This is a genomic window from Cellulosimicrobium sp. NPDC030954 (assembly GCF_055571305.1).
On record NZ_JBVIFN010000002.1, the window covers coordinates 342,591 to 367,460 of the forward strand.

13 protein-coding genes, 1 tRNA gene and 1 pseudogene are annotated in these 24,870 nt (G+C 72.1%); 13 read left to right on the forward strand and 2 right to left on the reverse strand.

Annotated features, from left to right (window positions below):
• Positions 1-79 precede the first annotated feature (79 nt).
• From ACZ402_RS06540 to ACZ402_RS06560, 5 genes and pseudogenes are all read left to right on the forward strand, one after another.
• A tRNA-Val gene (locus ACZ402_RS06540) sits at positions 80-156 on the forward strand.
• A 518-nt stretch (positions 157-674) separates the two neighbouring features.
• Positions 675-1,567, forward strand: a pseudogene (locus ACZ402_RS06545) (IS5 family transposase).
• 86 nt (positions 1,568-1,653) lie between these two features.
• Positions 1,654-3,924: a DUF262 domain-containing protein gene (locus ACZ402_RS06550; protein WP_375824759.1), complete on the forward strand. Its 2,271-nt coding sequence runs from the start codon at positions 1,654-1,656 to the stop codon at positions 3,922-3,924.
• Entirely contained in the window at positions 3,921-6,701 is a 2,781-nt protein-coding gene (locus tag ACZ402_RS06555; RefSeq protein WP_375824758.1) for a Z1 domain-containing protein, read from the forward strand. The genes ACZ402_RS06550 and ACZ402_RS06555 overlap by 4 nt, the downstream gene beginning before the upstream one ends.
• Positions 6,698-7,747 (forward strand): PD-(D/E)XK motif protein, encoded by a 1,050-nt coding sequence (locus tag ACZ402_RS06560; RefSeq protein ID WP_375824757.1) that lies wholly within the window; start codon positions 6,698-6,700, stop codon positions 7,745-7,747. Before ACZ402_RS06555 ends, ACZ402_RS06560 begins: the two co-directional genes overlap by 4 nt.
• Here ACZ402_RS06560 and ACZ402_RS06565 read toward each other — a convergent pair.
• Positions 7,737-8,186, reverse strand: a complete 450-nt coding sequence (locus ACZ402_RS06565) for a very short patch repair endonuclease (protein WP_375824756.1) — start codon at positions 8,184-8,186, stop codon at positions 7,737-7,739. The two genes, ACZ402_RS06560 and ACZ402_RS06565, sit on opposite strands and share 11 nt — an antisense overlap.
• A complete protein-coding gene (dcm, locus tag ACZ402_RS06570) occupies positions 8,186-9,877 on the reverse strand; it encodes a DNA (cytosine-5-)-methyltransferase (RefSeq protein WP_375824755.1) in 1,692 nt (563 codons plus the stop codon). Before dcm ends, ACZ402_RS06565 begins: the two co-directional genes overlap by 1 nt.
• Before the next feature lie 499 nt (positions 9,878-10,376).
• Between dcm and ACZ402_RS06575 the strand changes: the two genes are divergently transcribed.
• The 8 genes from ACZ402_RS06575 to ACZ402_RS06610 all read left to right on the forward strand — a co-directional run bounded on the left by ACZ402_RS06575 (position 10,377) and on the right by ACZ402_RS06610 (position 24,829).
• On the forward strand, positions 10,377-10,706 hold the full coding sequence (locus tag ACZ402_RS06575; RefSeq protein WP_375824754.1) for a hypothetical protein: 330 nt from the start codon (positions 10,377-10,379) through the stop codon (positions 10,704-10,706).
• Between the two features lie 76 nt (positions 10,707-10,782).
• Complete coding sequence (locus ACZ402_RS06580) at positions 10,783-14,517, forward strand: DUF4132 domain-containing protein (RefSeq protein ID WP_375824753.1); 3,735 nt, start codon at positions 10,783-10,785, stop codon at positions 14,515-14,517.
• A 36-nt stretch (positions 14,518-14,553) separates the two neighbouring features.
• Positions 14,554-15,975: a YihY/virulence factor BrkB family protein gene (locus tag ACZ402_RS06585; RefSeq protein WP_375824752.1), complete on the forward strand. Its 1,422-nt coding sequence runs from the start codon at positions 14,554-14,556 to the stop codon at positions 15,973-15,975.
• Positions 15,972-17,105, forward strand: a complete 1,134-nt coding sequence (locus tag ACZ402_RS06590) for an ATP-binding protein (RefSeq protein ID WP_375824751.1) — start codon at positions 15,972-15,974, stop codon at positions 17,103-17,105. The genes ACZ402_RS06585 and ACZ402_RS06590 overlap by 4 nt, the downstream gene beginning before the upstream one ends.
• Positions 17,096-19,600 (forward strand): DUF5682 family protein, encoded by a 2,505-nt coding sequence (locus tag ACZ402_RS06595; protein ID WP_375824750.1) that lies wholly within the window; start codon positions 17,096-17,098, stop codon positions 19,598-19,600. Before ACZ402_RS06590 ends, ACZ402_RS06595 begins: the two co-directional genes overlap by 10 nt.
• On the forward strand, positions 19,597-20,853 hold the full coding sequence (locus tag ACZ402_RS06600; protein ID WP_375824749.1) for a VWA domain-containing protein: 1,257 nt from the start codon (positions 19,597-19,599) through the stop codon (positions 20,851-20,853). Before ACZ402_RS06595 ends, ACZ402_RS06600 begins: the two co-directional genes overlap by 4 nt.
• Positions 20,850-23,138, forward strand: a complete 2,289-nt coding sequence (locus tag ACZ402_RS06605; protein ID WP_375824748.1) for a hypothetical protein — start codon at positions 20,850-20,852, stop codon at positions 23,136-23,138. Before ACZ402_RS06600 ends, ACZ402_RS06605 begins: the two co-directional genes overlap by 4 nt.
• On the forward strand, positions 23,135-24,829 hold the full coding sequence (locus ACZ402_RS06610; RefSeq protein WP_375824747.1) for a bifunctional 3'-5' exonuclease/DNA polymerase: 1,695 nt from the start codon (positions 23,135-23,137) through the stop codon (positions 24,827-24,829). The genes ACZ402_RS06605 and ACZ402_RS06610 overlap by 4 nt, the downstream gene beginning before the upstream one ends.
• Positions 24,830-24,870: the final 41 nt, after the last annotated feature.

Here is a 24,870-nt window from a genome sequence, read left to right on the forward strand (position 1 = left end):
CGGTCCTCGCGCGGGCCGTCACGACACGGCGTGGCCGGTGGCGGGGTGCGCACCCGGTAGGCTGTGCTCCGCTGTTCCGGGGCCTGTAGCTCAGCTGGTTAGAGCGCCACGCTTACACCGTGGATGTCGGGGGTTCGAGTCCCTCCGGGCCCACCACCAGGCGTCTTGCGTTACCTATCTGGACGTTCGCTAACCGGCTTCATCGACCTCACGACCGAGAAGGACCTTCGCGGGCTCTACAGCGCTGGCATAGCTTGCGACATCCATCGCACACCTGATGGAGCGATCGCTGACCGTTTGGTCTGTCCTGGTCGGATCCGCACCGAAACCGAGTTCGCGCAGATCGCGGAGACGGCGCCGATCCTGGCGTCGTCTCGAAGCACGATCCCCTGTTCGGGTCGAACCAGCACGCCGACCGCAGGTCCTCTGAATCGACCATCCGGCCCAGGGAAGGCCGTCAAGGGCGTCGGGGAACCCTCGGCTGGATCCACTGGACAGCCCTGAATGCCTCTTCGACTGCCTCGGGGAAGTCGCGCACACTGAGCTCGCGAACGGTGCCTGGCTTGCCCACCAGGTATCAAGGGCCAAGTTCGAGATCAAGGGACCAGCGCCTCCATCAGACCTAGGGCCTGTCCTGCGAATGTTCTTTGCATGTGTCCGGTAATGTCCGGGTTGTGGGTGTAGGGCGTGGTGAGCTGACTGACACGGCGTGGGCGCGGATCGAGCCGCTGCTGCCGGTCGCGACCGGGCGTGGTGGGCGGTGGCGTGATCACCGGCAGGTGATCAACGCGATCTTGTGGCGGCTGCGCACCGGGGCGCCGTGGCGGGACGTGCCGGCCAAGTACGGCCCATGGAAGACGGCGCACGAGCGGTTGCGGTTGTGGACCGCGGACGGTACCTGGGACAAGATCTTGGACCACGTGCAGGTCAAGGACGACGCGGTCGGGAAGGTCGAGTGGGTGTTCTCGGTCGACTCCACGCACGTGCGGGCCCACCACCACGCGGCGGGAGCCCGCAAAAAGGGGGCTGTCAGACAGGGTGGGTCAACGACCTCGCCCTCGAGGGCGAGGCACTCGGCCGCTCGCGCGGCGGACTGACGTCCAAGATCCACCTCGCCACGGACGGGCGCGGCCTACCTATGAGCGTGATCCTCACGCCCGGCCAGGCCGGTGACAACCCGCAGCTGGTGCCATTGCTCGACCAGGTCGCCGTGAAGCGCGACGGGCCGGGGCGCCCGCGCAAGCGTCCGGACCGGGTGCTCGCCGACAGGGCGTACTCCAGCCCATCGACCCGACGAGCGATGCGCGCCCGGGGCATCGCGTTCACCAGTCCCGAGAAGGCCGACCACGCCGGCCACCGGCTACGTCGGGGCAGCCGAGGCGGGCGCCCGCCCGCGTTCGACACCGAGATCTACAAAGGCCGCAACGTCGTCGAGCGCTGCTTCAACCGACTCAAGCAGTTCCGCGCGCTGGCCACCCGCTTCACCAAACGCGCCGCCTACTACCGCTCCGAACTCACCATCGCCGCGATCATCCTCTGGCTCCGCGATTCACCGGACACGGCCTAGGTCGGCTCGCACCGCGATCCGCCGCCCGTTTGGGCTGATCTGTGTACTGTGACACCTGCAGATCAGCCGAATGTCAAGGGGACCCGTTGGACTACACGAGTGCGACCTCGAAGGCTGCTGCGGTTGCCCGGATCTACGTGCTCGCGGGCACCCCGCCCGAGCCGCTCGGCCGAGGAAGCAAGGAGAAGAAGGCGTCGCTGGTGACCCTTGGTGCCTTGCTGGGCCTGGAGCTTCAGGACCTCCGTTCGAAGCACCGTTGTGCCAGGGCGATCGCGGACGCGCTTGATGTGGTCTGGGACGACGAGTGCCAGTCCGCCGGCGACACGATCACCCTCAAAGGCATGAACCTCCTCGTGGATGCTGCGGCCCGCGCGCGGCTCGCAAGGGCCACCCCGTCCGAGGCGAGCGACCTCGTCGAGCGACTGCTCGACCCTCGTTTTCCTTCCCGCCCGAGTACGCAAGAAGAGGATGTGCCGATGTCCGAGACCACTCCGGTCGATGAGGTCGAGCAGAATGTTGCCGACTACCTTGCCCGCCTGAGCGAGCCCGGTCCCGTGCCGGAGGACTTTGGTGAACCGCCGCTGCCCTTCTCGGCCAAGGACGTCCGCTTCGACGACGGTTCGTGGCGACAGCGGCTTCTTGACGTGCGGTACTGGCTGAACCTGAGCGCCTCGATCGATGACTCGGACTCTGAAGCCTTCGACCGCAGCCTCTCGGCCGGATTAGGTCTCGAAGGATACGCATCAGGGCTTGACCTCCTGCGCGCTCTCGAGCAGCGGCTCGGGCGGACGTTGGCCCTGCGCGACGAGTTCCGGGCGAGGATGGAGGAGGCGGTCGAGGGCACCGCGACGTTGACGAGCGCCTCGCTCGCCTGGGTCGACTCGTGGGAGGACGAAGAAGACGACGACTTGGCAGAGCAGGGCGGTCCGATTGACGCGGAGGCAAGCACTTGGCCGATTGCCAGCTTCGTGGGATACGCGTCCGACGATGAGCTGAACCTCAGTCCTTCGTATCAACGCGCGGATGTCTGGCCGACGGGTTACGCACAGAAACTCATCGAATCGATCGTCCGAGGGATCCCCCTCCCCTCGGTCATCATCCTCGAGCGAGACTCCGAGAGGGGGACGGAGTACGAGGTGGTCGACGGCAAGCAGCGACTTACCTCGATCCTGCGGTTCATCGGTGCCCATCCGCGGGCCTTGAGAGTTGTCGAAGAGAAGAGCGTCATCTGGGGTGTATCGAATCTTGCGGAGATCTTCCGCACGGACTACAAAAAATTCCGTAGCCTCTGGAAGCAGCACGAGACGGAGCAGTTGACCGCCGAAGTCGCAAGGGCGAACCAATTCCCGTTCCCGCTTCGTTCCAGCACAACGGTCGACAGCAGGAAGCCGCTCACCGGTGACCTGGAACCGCTGCAGGGTAAGTACTACTACGAAGTGCGCGACACCCAGATCTCCGTCCAGGGCAAGCCGCGCAAGGTCAGTTACATCTTCGAGAAGGCCGACGCGTCCTACAAGATCCCCGTGATCGTCTACAAGCAGGTCACGACGGCTCAGGTGCACGAGGTGTTTGCTCTGTACAACAAGCAGGGCAAGCGCCTGAACGCCGAAGAGATCCGAAACGCGCTGTACCACCGGCTTGATCTCATGCGCGCGCTGCTCGTCACCGCAGGCGACTCGTCAGCCGTCGACGAGGTTGCGGACTTCCTCCTCGACGACTGGGACGACTTGACATCGACTGGTGCGAATCTTACCGAGTACGCGTTCGGCTCGGTCGGCTATAAGCGCACGAAGGTCCTCTCCTGGGTTGCGGCGGCGTTGCTCCTCGAAGACAAGGACGGCGACAGCGTGACGCGATCGACCGCCGCGCACATCGACGCCCTGTTGCAGCGGGTCGCCGGCGACAGGCACGACCCGCTGCGCGACACGGAAAAGATCCGGCAGGCGATGCTGCTGATGGATCATGCGCTGGACGCCCACGCGACACCGGACGACGTCTGGTCGAAGACGTTCCGCAGCGGGACTGCGAAGGGCGCGGGAAAGTGGCAGGAACTGCGTCTCGTCGCGAGCCTGATCGGCCTGTCCGCGGCAGGTGCCGTGCTCGGAGACGATCTGGTCGACGCCTTTGAGGACGCCGCGCCGTCGATCCGGAATGCGTCCGAACGATGGCAGAAGCCAAGCCAGAGCCAGTCAAAGGAGCAGTGGCGGTGGATTGGGTTCGTCGTCGGCGAGATCCTGCGCCTCCTCGAGGTCGACTCTGAGGAGGCTCACGACGCGTTGAAGGCACAGTTCGGCTACTCCGGCCTGAGGGCTCTCGTTGCGAACGCTGAGACTCCGAGCGGCTACGTCGTCCGATGAACGAGCCAGTCCCGCCTCGGCACGGCGTCGACCATGTCGTGGCCAAGGCCCACCTAGCCGCCACCTGGTGGTCCGCCTATGCGGAACGCCTGGCGGCATCAGGGATCGGGGAGACGAGTCGAGACGTCATCGAGGACGACGCCCGGTTTATCGTCGAGCGCGGGATCTTCGGGGACGGCGAGCCAGGCTCCAAGGGTTGGATGTCGTCCCGTGAGCGGCGTGGCCTGGTGATGGGTGCCGTCCAGTCCGGTAAAACCGCCTCAATGATGGCTGTCGCGGCACTAGCATTGGACCGCGGCGTTGATGGGCTCGTCATCCTTGGCGGTACCCGCACGACGCTCTGGGTGCAGACTCTGGAGAGAGTCCTGGAGCAGCTCGATACCTTGCCGGACTCGCACAAGCGGCGCCTACGACTCCCGCGAGGCCGAGCGTCGGAACTCGAGGGATCCGACCTGGACCTCGTGTACTCGATCTCGCACGGCGCGGCCGAACAAGCCATCAAGAAGAACCGCCCGCTCCTGGTCGTCGCGATGAAGAACACCGCGCACCTCGAGCGGCTCGGGCGGGCCCTGCACGACGCCGTCTACCCAGCCTCCGCGAAACGGGACCGTCCGTTCCACCTTCTCGTGATTGACGACGAGGCGGACGACTCGTCGGTGGTGGATGTCTCAGCCGATGCCAGCGACACGCTCGACGTCCGGTACAAGCAGGTCCCTCGCCGCATCCTGGACCTCTGGGAAGCCCGGAACCGACCTGGTCAGACGGCCTTCCCGCACGTATACGCAACCTACCTCGCGTACACGGCCACTCCTCAGGCCAACTTCCTGCAGGATGCCAGGAACCCGCTCGCACCCACCGAGTTCGTCGCCAGCCTGCGCACTCCAGGTGCCGTGGGCGACCCCGCGGTCCGTTCCTCCTCATACCGCATCCCCGACGGCATCAGGGGGTGGTACACGGGAGGCGAGGTTTACTACCACACCCTCGCTGACGTGCCGATCTGCGTCCCGACCGACGAGGTGGACCCCGACGACCTCGTCGCCGACGGCGTCCGCGCCTATCTGGTTGCATCGGCGCTAAGGGCCCTTCGGAACCCGTCACGCCTCGGCCCGGTTCAGGCTGAGAGCCGGACGTTCGCGAGCCGCGCTGAGGTACGTGATCACGTCCTGCCTCCGATGTCGATGTTGGTTAACCCGGCCGCGACGAAGGATTCTCATTTCGACCTCGCCAAGAAGATTCTCGACTGGTCGCACGGAACCGACACCGACCATCACTCGTACGCAGAGACGGGATCTCGCGGTCGGCCGCTCGGGACCGTCGGCATTGCAACGGACATGGAAGAGCATGTCGAGCGCTGGACAGCCTGGCTTGAGACCTATCGTGAGGGGGCAGCGAAGACTGCGACGGTGCTTGCCTTGGAAGCTGTGCCCACGGTTGTCGACGACTGGGACCTGGTCCGTCGGACGATCCTCGACGAGGTTGTGCCCGGTACCGGCGTCGCTGTTATCAACAGCGACGAAAACGCAGATGATCGCCCCGAGTTCTCCCCTCATGAGCGTGTCGACGGGTCGTGGGGGGCACCGGCAAACTGCTCGACGATCTTCGTCTCGGGGAACGTGATGTCTCGCGGCCTCACACTCGAGGGTCTCACCACGACCCTGTTTACCCGGAGCGCGTCAACGCCGCTAGCCGACACACAGATGCAGATGCAGCGTTGGTTCGGTTACCGGGGTGGGTACGTCGACCTGTGCCGCGTGCTGATGCCGCAGGATCAGATCGATCTGTTCACGAGATACCACGAGAACGACGAGGCACTGCGCCGCGACGTCTTGCACGCGATGGAGTCCGAGACGGTTCCCGACCTGACGATTCTGCAGGGCAGGTCTTTCCGCGCGACAGGGAAGATCACGAACGTCCAGGCGCAACCGCTCTTCCCGGGGCCGAAGCCATTCGTCCGGCACATGAACCCACCGGGGCTCGACGACGAGAACCTGCGCTTCGTGAGTCAGCTCTTCTCCCACGCCGTCACGCCAGTCCCCGACAGTACGGCGAGCCAAGGTCTTCTGCTCGACGAGCCTGTCGCCCTGCTCGACGCTGCGGACCTCCTAGATCGACTTGCTTACACGGACCACGGTCCCGGTCCGGTCAGCCGCGAGGCGTCTAGGTGGTCCTCGGTCGCGCACCACGCCAAGCTTCCCGCGGACGACCTGGCCTCCCCGCTGTACCGGGCCCCTCGCGTGGAGGCTTCGGTCGACCTCGGGAGCACCTCACCGTACGAGATCGCCGCCTACCTACGGCTGTGGCACGCTGCGATCCCTCGCCTCGTGCCGGGTCTCATGACGACGGACGACCGGCCCGTACCGTGGGACCTTGTCGAGAAGGAGACGCTTGAACGGCGCCGGCCGCGGTTGTGGGTCGGCCTTCGTTTCGGCTCCGGCGATCCCGTTACCGCCGGTCCGCTTGCGAGTCTCCCGTGGACGGTCCGTCCGATGCAGCGTTCGGTCGTCGATGGGACCTCAGGCCTCAAGGCTTCCTGGGGATCACGCAACTATGTCGGCGATCAGGTGCGTGGCGACGAACTGTTCGAGAGCACCGTCCTGCCTGACTCCCTCCACGCGGACCTCACCCTCGATGGCGCGCGTGCGCCGGGGTCCGACGGACTGCTTCTGTTCCACGTCATCGGCCGGGAAGACGGTAGCCAAAGCATCGTCGTCGGCGTCTCCCTGCCGCTTGGCGGTCCCGACCACATCAAGGCCACACTCGGTGAGGCAGGCGCATGACGGGAACCAACCAGTCCTTCGAGTGGCTTCGTGCGGCGATCGAGCAGCAACCTTCGTCGACGGAGAAGAGCGGACGCACAGTCATCTGGGCGAATGGACGCAAGTCTCTAGGTCTGTCCCGCGACCAGAGTGGCTCAATCGAGCTCTTCGTCGTAGGGCCGGAGCTGCACGCAGGCAGGACGGAGGTCAGTGGGTGCCTGACTCATCAGATCTGGACGACCTCTGATGGTACGGATCTTGAGGCAAGCCGCCTCGTGCTACCAGGTGATGCAAACCTGCCCGGCGTGGCTGCCTTCGTTTGTGCTGAGCTGCTCGCCAACGGTCTCGAGGCGGAACCGCAAAGGGCCTTCACCGCGACCGAACCTGTGATCATGTTGCTCCTGCGAGAAACGGCGGGGAGAAATCAGGTCCTCACCGGGCTCGTCGGCGAACTGCTCGCACTAGAGGCGCTGACACGGCACTCGCCGACCCCCGACCATGTGGCCGATTCCTGGTTCGGCTACGGACCCTCGGCACGCGATCTCCAGCTGGGGACTGTGGGCGTCGAGGTGAAGACCGGGACGGGATCGTCGTCGACGCACATGGTCCAGGGGTTCCACCAGATCGAAGTCGGGCATCCCGTGAGCGGTGAGCCCGAGACCAAGCTGTATGTCTTGAGCGTCGGGATCCGATGGCTCGAAGGCGGTAGTTCCGTCGGCCGTACGATCCCATCGTTGGTGGACTTGATCCGCGCACGACTCTCTGCTGGCGCGGCCAGCCGCTTCCTTGCACGGTTGCTCCAATACGGCGGCGACGCCGGCACCGGCTACGACCACGTGCGGGACCGTGAGAATCCACGCTTCACACGACCGTGGTTCGCAACTTTCGAGCGGCTCTACGACATGACAGACGAGCGGATCCGCGTCTTGCGCAGCGACGACCTTCAAGGCATCACGCACATTGACCCCGCCTCGGTGACGTTCCAGATCAGGCTGCCCGAGCAGGTCGATGGAGTCCTCAACCCAGTCTCCGGCCTCGAGCAGATCGCCCGGAAGCTCACGTCCTGAGAGAGGTTCCGGCCGCGTCGACCATCGCCTTGATTCGCGCTGCAGCCTCGACGGCGGGTTCGTGCTCCCAGATCCGCAGCACCGCCCAGCCCAGGCTGCGCAAGGTTGCGTCGGTGTCATCATCCCTCGCTCGGTTCGCAGCGAGCTTGCCTTGCCACCACGCGGAGTTCGAACGCGGCATCGTGCCGTGCTCCGGGCAGCCGTGCCAGAAGCATCCGTCGACGAAGACCGCCACTTTGGCACGCGTGAACGCGATGTCGATCGTCCGTCGGCGCTGCCCGGGGACTGGGTACGTCACCCGGTAGCGCAGACCGCGCGCATGGAGTTCTCTGCGCAGTGCGAGCTCTGGCTCTGTGTCCTTCCGCCGTGCGATCGACATGCGGAGGCTGACCTGAGTCGACGACGCTCCCGGGTGCGCTGGGACGTGCTGCGGCTGCATTAGCTCGCGCGCGTAAGCGGGCGACTCTGTCGGCGGGCCGTTCGCGCCGTCTGCTCGGGGGTTGCGTGTTGCGGAACCTCCTCGACGGTCTCGGCTGTCTCCGAAGCCGTGTTCTCCGCCGAGGCGTGGGTCCACAGGGCAGCGAGCGCCCGGCAGGATCGGAGCAGCCCTTCCAGGCTGCCGACGTCAGCAGCGTCACAGCCGTTGTCGTCCGCACCGAAGTGGTGCAGCATGAACTGCGTGAGCGCGAACTGGACCGTGCCGACGTGCACCGCGTTGCCGAACTGCTTGTAGGACTGCTTCTGGGGCTGCTTCAACTCGACCATCGCCTCATAGACGTTGTCCGGGAAGAGCTGGAGCCTGCCCGCCTCGTACGGAGTGAGACGACGCTTCTCGCTGCCGAGAATCGGTACCTGGTTGATCGCGACGAGTGCCGGCGTGTAGGTCGCCTTCTTCACTCGGACTCCTGAGGGTCGGAGCTGGATCAAACATTGCGCCAGAGACTCTGCGTCTGACGCCTGCCACTCAAGCTTGCGCCACGCCAGGTTCTTCAGGCTCAAGATCTCCGAGAGCAGGTCACCGCTCGCTGTGCCTGTGAGCTGGGGAGAGTACGCCTCGATGAATGCTCGCGACTTGTCGAGAAACTCATCTTTCCAGTCACGGGACTTTCGCCCGCGACCGCGGTGAGAGGTTGCGTCAGCGCGCTGGAGCGCGAGCCAGAGCCGGTCCTCGACCTGGAACCAGATCGGGTGACCCGGAAGCCATGAGCCACGCTGGTTCTTCTCGCGCTGAGCGACCACGGTACGGAGAAGCCGTTCATAGACGTCATACCACGCGTCATCCTCATCGAGCTCGTACTCGGCGAGGTTTCCAAGGTACTCCTCAGCCTGCGCCGCACGCGCCGCGCGTGCACTATCACCGCTCGCGGCGACGTCATGCAGCCAGTCGGTCGTGATCGCGGCAGGGGCACCGTCTCGCAGTTCGGTCCCGCCGATCTCCCAACGATCGGGTGACCAACCTGTGGACTTCGTGGGTCCGTCGAAGGGGGTCAGATCTCGTGACCCACCATCGCGGCCACCAAGAACCTCCTCGCTGACGGCCAGGATGTAGACCCGCTCCCGGCCCTGGGGGCCACCACCCTCCCCCGGTGCTATCAGGTGTGGCGAGAAGACGGTGGGTTCATCGTTCACCACGTACTTCAACGCTCTCAGGGAGTCGACGATCGTCTTGAACGTCGTCTCGCGGTGCTCGGGGCCGATCAGATTTTTTACGTTCTCGAGGAAGACGACCTTGGGTCGGCGTGCCGCGACGATGACTAGGATGTTGTAGAACAACGTGCCCCGCATCGTGTCCAAGACGCCGAGTTGCTTCCCTGACTTGCTGAAGGCCTGGCAGGGAAATCCCGCGGCGAGGACGTCGAACTTCTCTGGGATGTTCTTGACCACGATCTCGCCAGCCCTGGCGCGGCGCAGGAGCTCCTCGACGGTGTGCGCCGTATCGACCGGGACGTCATCGTTGATGTCGTCGGTGACGTGTACGTCCTCGTCCCTGAGCCAGGCCTTGCTGTAGACGGCCTGAGCGAAGGAGTCCTTCTCGGCGACGTAGACGCATCGCCCTCCCAGCCCGGCCAGCGCTGCGTGAAAGCCGCCGATGCCAGCGAAGAGGTCGATGAACGTGAACTGGTCGGACACGGGACTCCTGGGTGCGGACGTGCGAGTCTGCGTTGGTCGTCGCAGCTGGTTCGTAGCTCGAGCGAGGCTACCAGCTGACCGCCCATTCGAACAAGCGTGCGAAGCGGCTAGCGATGGCCGCACGGCCGACCGGGTGCACGATACCAGCGCGCCGCGTCTGCGCGCTGTGTTGGAAAGGCGGGGCAGCAGTAGCAGTTCGGCTGACGCCGGGTCGTCGGTCCGTCCCAATCTGGAACACGCATGATCCGCCGCAGAGGCTCCGGCCCGCGAAACGGCAGCGGCCCACGATTCCGGTGCGCACACGCAGGTCAGACCACTTTCACCAGGTGATCGTGGATCGCGGGGGGTCGAGTCCTGCCGGGCCCACCCGTCCGGGGGCAAGAGTGGCCCGTGCTAGGGCTTCTTCGCCCTCGTGCACCGCCGGCGAACACCCAACGTTGCACTACCTGCTGGCGCCGGGCACTGGTCGTCCGGCGCCTTGCGATGGCAGTCTGACGCGGTGGCCCACATGAAGCGGTACGGCGTCGTGATCGTGGTGGTGGTCGTCGCGGTGGCGGCGGCGGCAGGTCTCGCCCGCGGCATCTGGCAGAGCGGTCCGCGCTGGGCGTGGAAGCTCGCGGACCTGGACCGGAACGAGCTGCACCTCGGCGGGGTCGAGGACGTCGAGGACGGTGAGGTCGTCAGGGTCGACGACGACGTGGTGGTGGTGCGGTACACGCGACCGGAGCTCGACTTCTTCGGCGTCGACACCGGGAACGTGGGGCAGGAGGTGTGCTACCGGTTCTCCCTGGACGACCCGGACGCCTTCCGCCGGGTGACCTGTCCCTGAGCGCCCCGGGCGGCGTGTCGGCGCCCGCCCCTAGCATCTGCCGCACCAGCAGCGACGACGTGACGGTGAGGTAGAGGTGCTCGAGAAGGTCAAGGGTCTGTTCCGGCGGGACGAGGAGCAGGCGGGAGGTGGCCGTCCGAGCGCTCGGCTCGTCGACGCGCTGAAGGTGCTCGCCGTCGAGTCGCCGGGTCTCGCGGACCGCGCGGTCGCGTACGTGCACCGGGGCGAGGGCCCCGAGGTGCTGCTGGAGCTCGAGGCGCTGCGAGGCGGTGACGTCGAGGTGCTGCTGGGGCGGCCAGGCCAGTCGGGGATCTATTCGTGGACGACGCCCGCGCAGGACGAGCGGCTCAAGGCCGCGGTGCCGGGCTGGACGTCGGCGAAGGCCGTCACGGCCCGGTCCAACCTCTACACGCTGACCGACTCCGTGACGATCCCCGAGCTCGTTCGCCTCGGCCGGGTGCTCAGCGCCGTGTCGTCGGAGGTCGACCGCGAGCGCCCCACCGACCCGCGCTGGCTCACGGTGCTGGTCAACGACATGTCGCGGCGCGCGAACGACCGCCGCAAGGGCAAGAACGGCAAGCAGGCGCCCGACCGCTGGACGCCGGACCTGCTGGTGGCGCTCGCGGTCGAGGGCGGCGTGCCGGAGGCCGAGGCGACGGCGGTCGTGCTGCGTGAGCTCTTCGAGCGCCCGACGTCGTCGGGCTGGGCCTCGCGGCACCTCGGCCCGGCGCTGCTCGGCTCCCCGGCGCGCGACTTCGTGGTCGCGCACGTCGACGTGGCGACGCAGGCGGTGCCGGGCGTGAGCGCCGCGGGCCGGACGGAGCTGGTCGAGCTCGTGGCGTCCGACCCGGCGGCGACGGACGCGCTCGCCCCGCTCCTGGCTCGGCTCGCGGCGGACACGAGCAAGGGCGTCCGCGAGGCGGCGGTGGCCGCCGTCGCGCAGCTCCCCGGCGAACGTCAGCAGGAGATCCTCTCCCCGCTCCTCACGGCACTCGCGCCGTCCCGGCTCGGGACGGTCGTGACGCGCCTCGCGCAGGTCGACGGCGGGCTGGCCGACCTCGAGCAGGCCGCCGAGCAGTCGACCGGGGCGCGCGCGACGCTCCTGCGCGACACTGTCGAGCGCGCCCGCGTGCTCGACGCCGCGCGGGACGACGAGTCCGAGATCGACGTTCCGCCGTTCGAGCCACTGCCGGAGACGGTGCTCGGCGACGAGTTCGTGCAGGCCGCGCGGGCCGCCATCGACACCGCCCTCGAGCGCGCCCGCGCCGAGCAGGCGGCGCGCCCCGGCAAGGGCAAGGGCGACGACGACGGGTGGCCGCGGTGGCGTCGCCAGGCCGTCGAGCAGGACCTCAAGGAGCTGCCCGGCATCTCCGACGAGGACCTCCGGGTCTTCGCGGCGTTCCTGTCCGGGACGAGCACGCGTCGCCCGGGCGGTGTCGCGATGCGCCGGCTGTCCGCCCCGGGCGTTTTCTCGCGCCTGCCCGGCATCACCCTCCTGCACCGGCTGCGCCTGCAGGCCAACGAGGCGCGCGGGCAGAGCGCCCGGTTCGGCTGGTACCGCCTGAACGACGGCGACCTGCTCGACGTCGACCTGCGCGTCCTCGACGAGGCGCTGCGGCGCATCGGTCGCGACGACGCCGAGGCGCTGATCGACGAGCTGTACTTCTCCACGTGGTGGGCCATGGACACGGTGACCCCCGAGAACGCGTGGCCGTACTACGCAGGCCGGTTCGACCGGCTCGCCGCGGCGCTCGACGACCGCGAGCGCACCTACGGCACGACGAAGCCTGCCCGGGCGCTCGCCGTGCTCGCGCAGCTCCCGCACGTCCCGCGCACGTTCCTGCCGCGCCTCACCGAGCTCGCGCTCGGCGAGGGCCGCACGTACCGGGCGACGGCGCAGGAGGCGCTGAGCACGCACCCCGGCGTGCGGGGCCTGGCTGAGCAGGGGCTCGGGAACGGCCGGTCCGAGGTGCGCCGCACCGCCGCGGAGTGGCTGGCCCGGCTCGGCGACGCCGCCGCGGTGCCCGCCCTGCGGGCCGCGCTCGCGAAGGAGCGCAGCGAGGTCGTCCGGGCGGCGATCCTCACGTCGCTCGAGGGCCTGGGGGAGGACATCTCGGTCGACCTCGCGCCGGAGGTGCTGCTCGCGGAGGCGACCAAGGGACTGCGCGGCAAGACGCCGGTGAGCATGTCCTGGTTCGACCTGGGCACCCTGCCGGACGCGCGCTGGGCGGCGGACGGCACGCCGGTGGACCCGACGATCCTGCGCTGGTGGGTCGTGCTCGCGGTCAAGCTCAAGGACCCGAGCGGCGCGGGGCTGCTCGAGCGATACCTGTCCCTCCTGCAGGAGGGGGACCGCGCACGCCTCGGCAGCCACGTGCTGGCCGCGTGGGTCGCGCAGGACACGCGCAACCCGTCGGCGCAGGAGAGCGACGCGCACGCGACGGCGGGCGCGCAACAGCGGTACGACCAGTACCAGGCGTGGGCCAAGCGTTCGCCCGAGTACTACTCGGTCGAGGCGTCCAAGTCGGTCGAGGACCACCATCGCGACCTGTACCGGGAGCACCAGGCGACGTACCTCGGCTCGGCGGTCAAGGACAAGGGGATGCTCGCGCTCACGGTCGCGATGCCGGGCGGCGAGCTCGCCGCGACGTTCCAGCGCTACGCCAAGGCGCACATCGGGCGCCGGGCGCAGACCGAGGCGCTGGTCCAGGCGCTCGCCGCGAACGGTCAGCCGGCCGCGATCCAGGAGCTGCTCGCGGTCTCGCGCCGCTTCCGGCAAGCGACCGTGCAGGAGACGGCGCAGCGGCTCGCCGCCGAGCTCGCGGACCGGCGCGGCTGGACGGCGGACCAGCTCGCGGACCGGACGGTCCAGACGGCGGGCTTCGAGGACGACGGCCTGCTCCACCTCGACCTCGGGTCGCGCGAGTACCTCGGGCGCATCACGCCCGCGTTCACCCTCGAGCTCACGAGCGACGCCGGGAAGGTCGTCAAGGCGCTCCCGGCCGCGCGGGCGCAGGACGACCCGGAGCTCGTCTCGGCCGCGAAGAAGCAGCTCACCGCGAGCCGCAAGGAGCTCAAGGCGGTCGTCGCGCTCCAGACCCAGCGGCTCTACGAGGCGATGTGCGTGGGCCGCACGTGGACGGCGCAGGAGTGGCAGGAGTACCTCCTCGGCCACCCGGTGATGTCCCGGCTCGTCGAGCGGCTCGTGTGGGTCGAGAACCCCGGCACGGACGGGGCGCGCCCGTTCCGTCCCGACGGCGGCGCGCTCCTCGACGCGGACGACGAGGACGTCGTGCTCGGCGAGGGGTCGACGGTCGGGCTCGCGCACGCTGTGCTGCTCGGCCCGGACGTCACGGCCGCGTGGTCGGCGCACCTGGCGGACTACGAGGTCACGCCGCTCTTCGCGCAGCTCGACGTCGCGACGCCCGACGTCCCCGCCGGCGCGACGGCGATCGACGACCACAGGGGCTGGTTCTCCGACAGCTTCTCCATCCGCGGGCGCGCGACCAAGCGCGGCTACACGCGCTCGCAGGCCGAGGACGCCGGGTGGTTCAGCGCGTACACCAAGTCGTTCGCGAGCGCGGGGGTCGTGGTGCAGATCGAGTTCACGGGGTCGTTCGTCCCGGAGGAGAACATCGCGGCTGCGGTGACGGCGCTGACGTTCGAGCGGACGGCCCGCGGCTCCGGGCGGGGGACCGCACGGATCGCGGACCTGCCGCCCGTCCTCGTCGCGGAGGCGTACCGCGACTACGTGGCGGTGGCCGAGGCGGGGGCGTTCGACCCCGACTGGGAGCGGAAGAGCCAGTGGTGACCCGGTGGACGCTCCCGTGAGCGGCGGCGCCGACCCGTGATCGTCGTCGCGACGCTCGCCTGGCTGCTCGTGGCCGTGCTCGCGCGCCGGTCGCCCGCAGTCCGGTCTGCCGTGAGCACGGCGACGTCGACGCTGCTCGCCCTCGCGGGCGTCGCGGCGGTCGTCGTCGTGGTGGCCGTCGCCGCGGACGACGGCGGGACGCGGGCGCTCGCCGCGCTCGCGAGCGTGCCCGTCGCGGCCGGCGTGGTCGCCGCCGGGACGTGGTGCGCGCGAGCGGTGGTCCGCCCGTGGACGGTGCGGCGGCGCGGGCGCGCGGCGGGCCGGGTCCCGTGGCAGGACCGCGTGCTCGCCGCCGCGGCGCGCACCGGGCCACGCGTGCGGGGCGTGCGCGTCGCCGACGTCGCCGCCCGCTCGGCGTTCCGCGTCGCCGGGGTCCGCGTCACGGGCCTCGCCGCCGAGATGTCGTACTACGGCCTCATCTCTCTCATCCCGCTGACGACCGCGATCGGGTCGAGCCTCGGCTTCCTGCGCCCGCTCCTCGGCGACGACACCGTCGACTCGATCCGCTCGTCGATCGTCGGCGGGCTCACCACGGTGTTCGCCGAGCACGTGTCGACCTCGGTCGTCGCGCCGCTCGTCGACAGCCTCCTCGACGAGCAGCGCACCGGGTTCGCCGTCGGGTCGTTCCTCGTCGCGCTCTGGCTCGCGAGCCGCGTCTTCCGCGCTGCGGTCCGCGCCCTGGACGACGCGTACGGCGTCGAGCGGCGCCGCGGGGTCGTGGCGCAGTACGTCCTGGGGGTCGCGCTCGCCCTCGGCGCGATCGTCACAGCGGTGTCCGTCGTGGCGCTCGTCGTGGTCGGCCCGCTCCTGGGGGACGGGACCGACCTGGCCGAGCGGCTCGGTCTCGACGCCGCCTTCCGGCAGACGTGGGACGTGCTGCGCTGGCCGACGGTGGTGCTCGTCTGCGGCGCGTACCTCACGCTGCTCTACCGGTACGCACCGAACGTCGACACGTCGTGGCGGCGATGCCTGCCGGGCGCGGCCGTCGGTACCGGCGGCGTCCTCCTCGTGTCCTGGGGGTTCGGGCTCTACGTCCGGCTCGCGGGACCGGCGGCACCGGGCGCGGAGGCCGCGACGACGGCGGTCGTCCAGGCAGCCGGGCAGATGCTCGGCCTCGTCCTCGCTGGGGTCCTCTGGGGCTGGCTCACGAGCATCGTCGTGCTCGTGGGCGGTGTCGTGAACGCGGAGGCCGACCCGCACCGCGTGGTCCCGGCGGGTCGGGCCTCGGGCGGGTCGTGGGCCGGCGGGCAGGGCGCCACGACGACCGCCGCGCCCGCCGGACCCGTCGACGACCGTCCCCGGCGCACGGGCGCCGGCCGTGTGGGACGCGGCTCCTACGCTGACCTGCAGGACCACGGGCACGGTGCCCGCGACCGGACCGAGGAGGAGCCCGGGTGACGAGCACGACGACCGGTGACGAGCAGGCGCCCCCGGCGCTCGCGGAGCTGCGACCGCCGGCAGAGGTCCGGTACGCCGACGAGCTCGCGGCGCTCGCCGCGGCGGACGCGCGGCGCGGTGCCGACGTCCCGCCCGGATGGCGCCTGAGCCCGCGTGCCGTGCGTGCGTTCGTCGTGGGCGACGCCGAGCTCGGCGTGAGCCGCAAGTTCTTCGGCGACGACCCGCTCGTGGACCGTGCGGTCGTGTCGCTGCTGGGCCGCCAGGGGCTCATGCTCGTCGGCGAGCCCGGCACCGCCAAGTCTCTGCTGTCCGAGCTGCTCGCGGCGGCCGCGAGCGGCACGTCGACCCTCACGGTGCAGGGCACCGCGGGCACGAGCGAGGACCACGTGCGGTACTCGTGGAACTACGCGCTCCTCATCGCGGAGGGGCCGAGCGAGCGCTCGATCGTGCCGTCGCCCGTCTACCGCGCGATGGAGAGCGGGCGCGTCGCGCGGTTCGAGGAGATCACGCGCTGCGCCCCGGAGATCCAGGACACGCTCGTCTCCGTGCTGTCCGAGAAGCAGCTCATGGTCCCCGAGCTCGGCGCCGACGCCCGCGTCGCGGCGCGGCCCGGGTTCAACGTCCTCGCGACGGCGAACCTGCGCGACCGCGGCGTCCACGAGATGTCGGCGGCGCTCAAGCGCCGCTTCAACTTCGAGACCGTCGCGCCCATCCGGGACCGCGCGTTCGAGATGGAGCTCGTCGAGAGCCGACTGACGGCCGAGCTCGGCCCGGCCCCGGAGCGTCCGCGGCTCGACCGCGACGTGCTCGAGGTGCTCGTCACGGTCTTCCAAGACCTGCGCACGGGCACGACGGCGAGCGGCGCCCCGGTCAAGCGGCCCGAGACGGTGATGTCGACCGCCGAGGCCGTGAACGTCGCGGTCGCGGCGTCGCTCGAGGCCCGGTACCTCGGCGACGGCACGGTGACCGCGGGCCAGGTCGCGCGCCAGGTGGGCGGCGTCGCGCTCAAGGGCGACGAGGAGGACGCGCGCCGCCTGCGGCACTACGTGGACAACGTGGTGCGCGAGCGCGCGCGCTCGGACGCGCGGTGGAAGGACTTCCTCACCGCGGCGGGCGACCTGTGGCGGTAGGCCTGCGCGCGGCGTGGGACGCCGCGCCGCCCCGGCTGCGGCAGGCGGCGCAGGACCTGGTGACCCTGCGCGAGCGCGACGGCGTGCACCTGTTCGGCGTGCGCCACCACAGCCCGGCGTGCGCGGTCGCCGTCGCCGCGCTGATCGAGGAGGTCCGGCCCGCGGTCGTGCTCGTCGAGGGGCCGGAGGAGTACACGCGGCTCCTGCCCGCGCTGCTCGACGAGCGGACGGTCCCGCCGGTCGCCGTCCTCAGCCTCGCCGGCGATCCCGCGGACGCGGCGGGAGGCGGCACGCGCGGCGCGGGGTTCTACCCGCTCGCGCGGTACTCGCCCGAGTGGGTCGCGCTCCGAGCCGGGCACGCCCTCGACGCGCGGCTCGCGTTCGTCGACTCCCCGTGGGGCTCGCGGCAGGCGGAGGACGGCGACGAGGGCCCGGCCGCCCGCACCGTCCTCGCGGAGCGGCACCTCGCGCACTCGCGCACCGTCGCGCGGCTCGCCGAGCGACTCGGGTGCCGCGACCACGACGAGCTCTGGGACCACCTGTTCGAGGCGCGCGACACCGCGCGCCTGCGCGACTGGCGCGAGCTCGCCGACGACGTGTTCGCCTGGGCGGCCCTCGCCCGCCTCGACTACGAGGTCGAGGCGCTCGTGGCCGACGGGTCGCTCGACCGGGAGGCGCGGATGTCGGCGCGCGTCGCCGAGCACGCGGCGCGTGCGGACGGACCGGTCGTCGTCGTGACGGGTGCGTTCCACACGCTCGCCCTCGTCGAGGCGCTGACGGGGAGCGCGCACGGCGAGGCCGTCGTCGCGCGCCGCCCGGCGGGCGGGTACGGCGACCTGGCCGACGCGCCCGCGTGGCTCGTGCGGTACGACGACGAACGGCTCGACGCGCTGCGCGGGTACGGCGCCGGCATGCCGACGCCCGGGTACTACGACCGGCTCTGGGCCGCGCACCACGACGCGGGCGGTCCTGCGGGCGCGGCGAACGGCGTCCTCGTCGACGTCGGGCGCGGAGCGAGCGAGCGAGGCGCGCTCGTGAGCGTGGCGCAGTCCCAGGCCGCGGTCGAGCACGCGCACCGGCTCGCGGCCCTGCGCGAGCGGCCGTGGCCCTGCCGCACCGACCTGCTCGACGCGATCACGTCCTGCTACGTCAAGGACCCCGACGACCTCGACGCGGCGGGCGACCGGCCGCTCGGGCTCGCGGTCGCGGAGGTGTTCGCCGGGCGCGCGCTCGGCGACGTGCCGCCCGGGGGTGCGTCGCCGCCCCTCGTGGAGGAGGCACGCGCACGCGCGCGGGCGCTGCGCCTCGACGTGTCCGACTCCGTGCCGCGCACCGTCCGGCTCGACGCGCGCCGTCGTGCCACGCACCGCGACCGGCGCCGGTTCCTCGCGCTGTGCGCGTTCCTCGAGCTCGGGTTCGCGCGCCGGGTCTCCGGCCCCGACCACGTCGCCGGACGAGGGCTCGGCCTCGTGCTCGAGGAGTGGGAGTACGCGTGGACGCCCCTCGTCGAGGCGCGGCTCGTCGAGCTCTCGCACCGCGGGGCGACGCTCGACGCCGTCGCCGTCGCGCTGCTCGACGACGCGCACGAGCGGGCACGCGAGGAGCGGTCGAGCGACGCGGTGGCGCGACTCGTCGCGCAGTGCGTCGTGGTGGGTCTGCCCGACCGGCTGCCCCCGCTGGTCGCGCTCGTGCGTGCGACGCTCGACGTCGACCCGTCGCTCGCCTCGGTGGTCGCGGGTATGCGCCGCCTCGTCGGGCTGTGGCGCGCGCGCATCGAGCTCGAGCTCGGTGAGCACGCCGAGGCGCTGCTCGACCTCGCGGAGCAGGGGCTCGCCACGGCCGCCTACCTCGTCCCGGACCTCGCCTCCGCGGACGAGGCGACGCAGGACGACGCGCTGGCGAGCCTCGTCGCGCTGCGCTCCCTGGTCCGGGACCTCCGCGCCGCCGGCCGCGACGGCACCGGCTCGGCCGCGGGGTCCGTCGCCCGGGCGCTCATGCACGTGCGGGAGGACGACGACGCGTCTCCGGCGGTGCGCGGCGCGCTCACGGCGTTCGCCGCCGTCGACGACGAGCTGGACGACGAACCCGGCGGCGACGGCCTCGTCACGCGCGTCCGGGCGCAGCTCGCGCCCGGCGCCGACCCGGTGGCGGCGACGGCCTTCCTCGGCGGCGTGATGCGCGCCGCCCCCGACCTCCTGCTCCACACCCCGGAGATGTTCGACGCGGTCGACGAAGGGCTGCGCGGCCTGGACGAGGACGCGTTCCGGGCGGTGCTGCCGGACCTGCGCCGGGCGTTCACCTGGCTGCGGCCCACCGAGACGCACCGGCTCGCGGAGCGCGTCGCGGCGCGGACCGGGACGAGCGCCGCCGCGCTGGACCGGCACGTCGACGTGACGGAGGACGACCTGCGCGCGGGCCTGCTCGTCGAGCGCGAGCTCGTCGCGGTCCTGGAGCGCGACGGCCTCGGCGCGTGGGTCGCCGGGGGTGCGCGGTGACGGCCGCGGGTCCGGGCACGGCGGACGTGCCGGGGGCGACGTCGACCGGGACCTCGCCGGACGGCCCCGGTCCCGTGGCGGGAGGGCGCGCCGAGGGCCGCGCGGACGACCACGAGGCCGCGCGCCGGTGGCGGCTCGTGCTGGGCCGGTACGCGGGCGACGCATTGTCCGTCCCGGCGGCGGACCAGGGCCTCGACCGGACGCTCGGCCACCTGTACGACCGCGAGTACACGGCCCGCGGGCACCGGCACGGCAGCGGTGACGGACCCGGTGACAGGCGAGGCGACGGACGGGGCGCGGGCGGGCGCGGGGGCTCCGTCGTCGCGGGGCTGGACTGGCTCGAGTCCGCGCGCGAGCTGTTCCCGCGCGAGACGTTCGAGCGCATGCAGGTCGAGGCCGTGGGCCGGTACGGGATGACGGAGCTGCTCGCCGACCCGCGCGCCGTCGACGCGGTGGAGCCCAGCACGGAGCTCGCGTCCGCGCTGCTGCGCGCCCGGGGCCGGCTCGGGGCCGGGGTGCAGGACGGTCTGAAGCGGCTCGTCGCGCGCGTGGTGGAGGACGTCGTGCAGCGCCTGCGGCCGCGCTTCGAGACCGCGGTGGACGGACGGCGCGACCGGTCGCGCCGCTCGTTCGTGCGCTCCAGCCGCACGTTCGACGCGGCCGCGACCGTGCGCGCGAACCTCGGGCGCTGGGACCCGGAGCGGCGGCGCCTGCTCGTCACGGACCTGCGCTTCTCGGCGCGGCGCCGTCGCGCACTGTCGTACGACGTGGTGCTGCTCGTCGACCAGTCCGGATCGATGGCCGCGTCGGTGCTGTACAGCGCGGTGAGCGCGGGCATCCTCGCGGGCCTGCCCGGCGTCACGGTGCGGCTCGTGCTGTTCGACACGTCCGTCGTCGACATGTCGCACCTCGCGCACGACCCGGTGACGGTGCTCCTCACGGCGCAGCTCGGCGGCGGCACGGACATCGCGCGCGCGGTGCGCTACGCGGAGCAGCACGTGCGCGACCCGCGCCGGACCGTCGTGGCGCTCGTGAGCGACTTCGAGGAGGGCGGCTCCGTGTCACAGCTCGTGGCGAGCGTCGGGCGGCTGCACGCGTCCGGCGTGCGGCTGCTCGGCCTGGCCGCGCTCGACGGCCAGGCGAACCCCGCGTACGACCGCGGTGTCGCCCGGCGGCTCGCGGAGCAGGGCATGGAGATCGCGGCGCTCACCCCGGAGCGGTTCGCCGAGTGGCTGGGCGAGGTGCTCCCGTGAGCGGCACCACCGGTCCCGTCCCGTGGGCGACGGTGTACGCCGGGTACGACGACGCCGCGCTCGCGACCCTCGCCAGCACGGGCCTGGTGCGCCGCGCCCGCAAGGACGTCGCCGCGGGCAAGGTGGAGGTGATCGAGCTGCGCGCGGACGGGGCCGCGCTGTCGGTCGCGGGCGCGCGCGTCGAGCTCGACGCGCGCGGTCCCGCGGGCGCGCGGTGCGCGTGCCCGACGCCGGGTGCGTGCCAGCACGTCGTGGCCGCGTGCCTGTGGGCGCGCGACGCAGCCGCCGAGCCGGTGGCCGACGCGGCGGCCGAGCACCTGGAGCCGGTCACCGCGGCCCGTGACGACGCGGCGGTGGCGCGACCGACCGCCGACGCTCCCTCCGACGCTGACGCCGACGCCGACGCCGACTCCTACGCCGGTACCGAACCCGGGGCCGTCCGCGCGCGTCTCGGTCGAGCCGACGCCGGTTCGGCGGGTCCGACGGCGCAGCGCGCCGGGGCGGGCGCGCCACCGCAGCCAGACGCTGGTCCTCGTGCCGCGTCGGGGGCCGACCCGCTGGGCGAGGTCCTCGCGCTCGACCCGCGGGCGGTGCACCGCGCGGCCGGGGCCGCCGTCGTGCGCGCGGTCGCCCAGGAGCTGCGGGAACGGGCGGACACGCCGATGCCCGGCGGCTCCACGGACGTGACGGTGGACGGTCCCCGCGTGGTGATCGCCTGGCCCGGCGCGCCGCGCGTCACCTACGTCGCGGGCGCCGGGTTCGCGGGGATGCTCGTGGAGCGCGAACGCCCCGGCCAGGCGTCCTCGGCGGCCCGGCCGGACGACCGTCGGTGGCGGCTCGAGGCGCTCGCCCGCGCCTGGCGCGCGCACGGCCGTGCCTGGCCGTGGCCCGAGGAGACAGCCACCGCCACACCGCGCTCCGCGGGGGTCCCCGATGCGCGCGCGGTCGCGGACGAGGTCGCGCGCGCCGTCGAGCGGGTGCTCGACGTCGGGCTCTCGCACCTCGGCCGCGACGACCTGGAGGAGCTGCGCGGCGCCGGTGTGCTCGCGCGGCTCGGGCGCCGGCCCGCGGTGCAGCGGCTCGTCACGTCCGCGGTCGGGCGGCTCGAGGCGCTCGCGGACCGCCGGGACGCCGTCGACGAGGAGGAATGCCTGCTCGCCCTGGCCGAGCTCTGGGCGTTCGTGCGGGCCGAGCCCGCGCCGGACGCCACGGCTCCGGACGAGCGCGTGACCGACCTGCCGCACCTCCTCCCGCTCGGCGCGCGCTGGTGGGTCGCCCCCTCGGGGGCGCGCGGGGTGACCGTCCACCTGTGGGACGCCGTCGAGGGCAGGACGCGGGCGGTCACCACCGGTCGGCCGCCCGGTGCCGACCCCACGTTCCGCCGCTCCTGGGACCTCCCGCTCGTGTGGGGACGCTCGGTGGAGTCGCTGTGCCGCGGCCCGTTCGCCCTGCGCGGCGCGACCGAGCGCGCGGGGACGCTGCGCGCGGGCGAGGAGCCTGTCGTCGAGCCGCTCGGGCCGCTGACTGCCGACGCGCTGCGGGACGTCGCGGAGCGGACGGTGTCGCTCGACGCGCGGACCGAGGTCGGGTTCGGGCGGAGACCGGTCGTGGTGCGTGTCGTCATGGTCCGGGACGCGGGCCGTATCGGCGTCGACGAGGTCGCGCAGGAGCTCACGTGGCACCTCGTGGCCGCCGACGGCGCCCCGACCGTCGTGCGCGTCGACGCCGCGGACGAGCCGGCCTGCGACACCCTCCTCGGGGTCGCGGCGGGGAACCGTCGCCTCGTCGCCGTCGCGGTCGAGCACGACCTCGACTCCGGCGGGGTCGAGGCGGTCGGCCTGTTCGTCGAGCGTCCCGGCGGCGGGCTCGGGCTCGTCGTGCCGACGCTGACGCCCGCCTACGACCACCGCGCCTGGTCGAGCACGTGGACCCGGCTGCGCGCACGCGTCCGGGCGCTGCGCGGGCGCGCCACGACCCAGGTGCACGAGGTCACGGCACCGGCCCCCGTCGAGGACGTCTGCGCCACCGTGCTCGACGCCGCCGTGGCGCTCGCCGCGACCGGCCGTCGGCACCTGAGCCCCCAGCAGGAGGCCGCGCTCGCGCGCGCGGCGCGCACCGCGGACGACGTGGGGGCGCCGACGCTGTCCGGCGCGGTGGCGCTCGTCGCCGGCGAGCCCGACGCCGCGCGGCTCCTGCGCGCGGCGCTCGTCGCGTCGCGCGGTCGCGCCCTCGCGCGCGCCGTGACGGCTCCCGGCGGCACGACCGACCGGGCGGCGCGCGCATGAGCACGTACGCCGTCCACGTCGGGCCGCTCGACCGGGCCAGGGTCGAGCACGTCGTCGACGGCCCGGCGGACCTGGTCCGCGAGACGTGGGACGACACGAACCGGTGGTACCCGCGGCTCCTCGCGGAGGGCCGGCGCGTGGAGCGGTCGCACGACCTGCGCCTGTCGCACGTCGTGCTGCGACGCTCGCAGCTCGCTGCGGGCTCGGCGCTCGCGCGGCGCGAACCGGGTCCGTGGGACGTGCTCGCCGCGGTCTCCGCGGGGCGTGAGCCGACGGCGGAGCCGCGGCCCGTGGGCCTGTTCGAGCTCGGGCCGCAGGACGCGCCGCGCGTCGAGCTCGACCCGGTCGCGGAGCTGCGCGACCAGCTCGCCGCGGTCGGGGGGGCCGACGGCCCGGGCGGACCGGGGCGCCTGCGGATGCTGCTCGCCGCCGAGTCGGCGGGTGCGCTCGTCGCGGCGGAGATGCACCACGCGGGCGTCCCGTGGCGCGCCGACGTGCACGACGCGATCCTCACGGACGCGCTGGGCCCGCGTCCGCGACCGGGCGAGCGGCCCGCCCGCATGGAGGACCTGGTCGCGCGCATCCGCGCCGCCCTCGACGCACCACCGACCCTCAACCCGGACTCGCACCCGGACCTGCTCAAGGCCCTGCAGTACGCGGGCGTCGGCGTGCGGTCGCTGCGCAAGTGGGAGCTCGAGCGCGCCGACCACCCCGTCGTCGAGCCGCTGCTCGAGTACAAGAAGCTCTCGCGGCTCTTCACCGCGAACGGCTGGTCCTGGCTCGCCACGTGGGTCCACGACGGCCGGTTCCGCACCGAGTACGTCGTGGGCGGCGTCGTCACTGGCCGGTGGGCGTCGAGCGGCGGCGGGGCGCTGCAGCTCCCTCAGCAGGTGCGCCGCGCGGTCGTCGCCGACCCGGGCTGGAAGCTCGTGGTCGCGGACGCCGCGCAGCTCGAGCCGCGCGTGCTGGCCGGGCTCGCGCACGACGAGCGCATGGCGGCGGCCGGGCGCGGGGGCGACATGTACGCCGGCATCGTCGCGTCGGGGGCGGTCGCGACGCGCGACCACGCGAAGGTCGGGATGCTCGGGGCGATGTACGGGGGTACGACCGGCGACAGCGCGCTCGTCCTGCCGCGCCTCGCGAAGGCGTTCCCCGACGCGATCGGGCTCGTGGAGCGCGCCGCGCAGGCGGGCGAGCGCGGCGAGGTCGTGTCGACCCTCCTGGGCCGCAGCTCGCCGCGCCCCGGCGAGTCGTGGCAGGCCGCCCAGGAGGGCGCGTACGCGGTCGAGGACGGCGCGGAGGACGTCGGGAGCGGCCGGACGGGCGCGGACGCGCAGGCCCGCGCCCGGTCGTACACCCGGGCGTGGGGCCGCTTCACCCGGAACTTCGTCGTGCAGGGCACGGCCGCCGAGTGGGCGCTGTGCTGGCTCGCCTCGATCCGGCGCCGGCTGTGGGAGCTGCCCCTCGCCGTGACCCCGGGGGCCGCGCCCGCGCCGTTCGCCGACCGGGCGCATCTTGTGTTCTTCCTCCACGACGAGGTCGTCGTGCACGCGCCGGCCGAGCTCGCCGAGGCGGTGGCCGACGAGGTGCGCGCGGCGGCGGCGGAGGCGGGGCGCCTCCTCTTCGGGGAGTTCCCGGTCGACTTCCCGCTCACCGTCGCGGTCGTCGACCACTACGCCGAGGCGAAGTGAGGGACGAGCGGCGGGCCGCGGCGGACCCGTCGCCCGGTGGT

What these genes read in the sequence shown, in the direction of transcription:
- ACZ402_RS06555 (WP_375824758.1), top strand. Translation starts at nt 3,921, where the DNA reads ATGAACGAGCCAGTCCCGCCTCGGCACGGCGTCGACCATGTCGTGGCC.
- ACZ402_RS06560 (WP_375824757.1), top strand. Translation starts at nt 6,698, where the DNA reads ATGACGGGAACCAACCAGTCCTTCGAGTGGCTTCGTGCGGCGATCGAG.
- ACZ402_RS06565 (WP_375824756.1), bottom strand. Translation starts at nt 8,186, where the DNA reads ATGCAGCCGCAGCACGTCCCAGCGCACCCGGGAGCGTCGTCGACTCAG.
- ACZ402_RS06610 (WP_375824747.1), top strand. Translation starts at nt 23,135, where the DNA reads ATGAGCACGTACGCCGTCCACGTCGGGCCGCTCGACCGGGCCAGGGTC.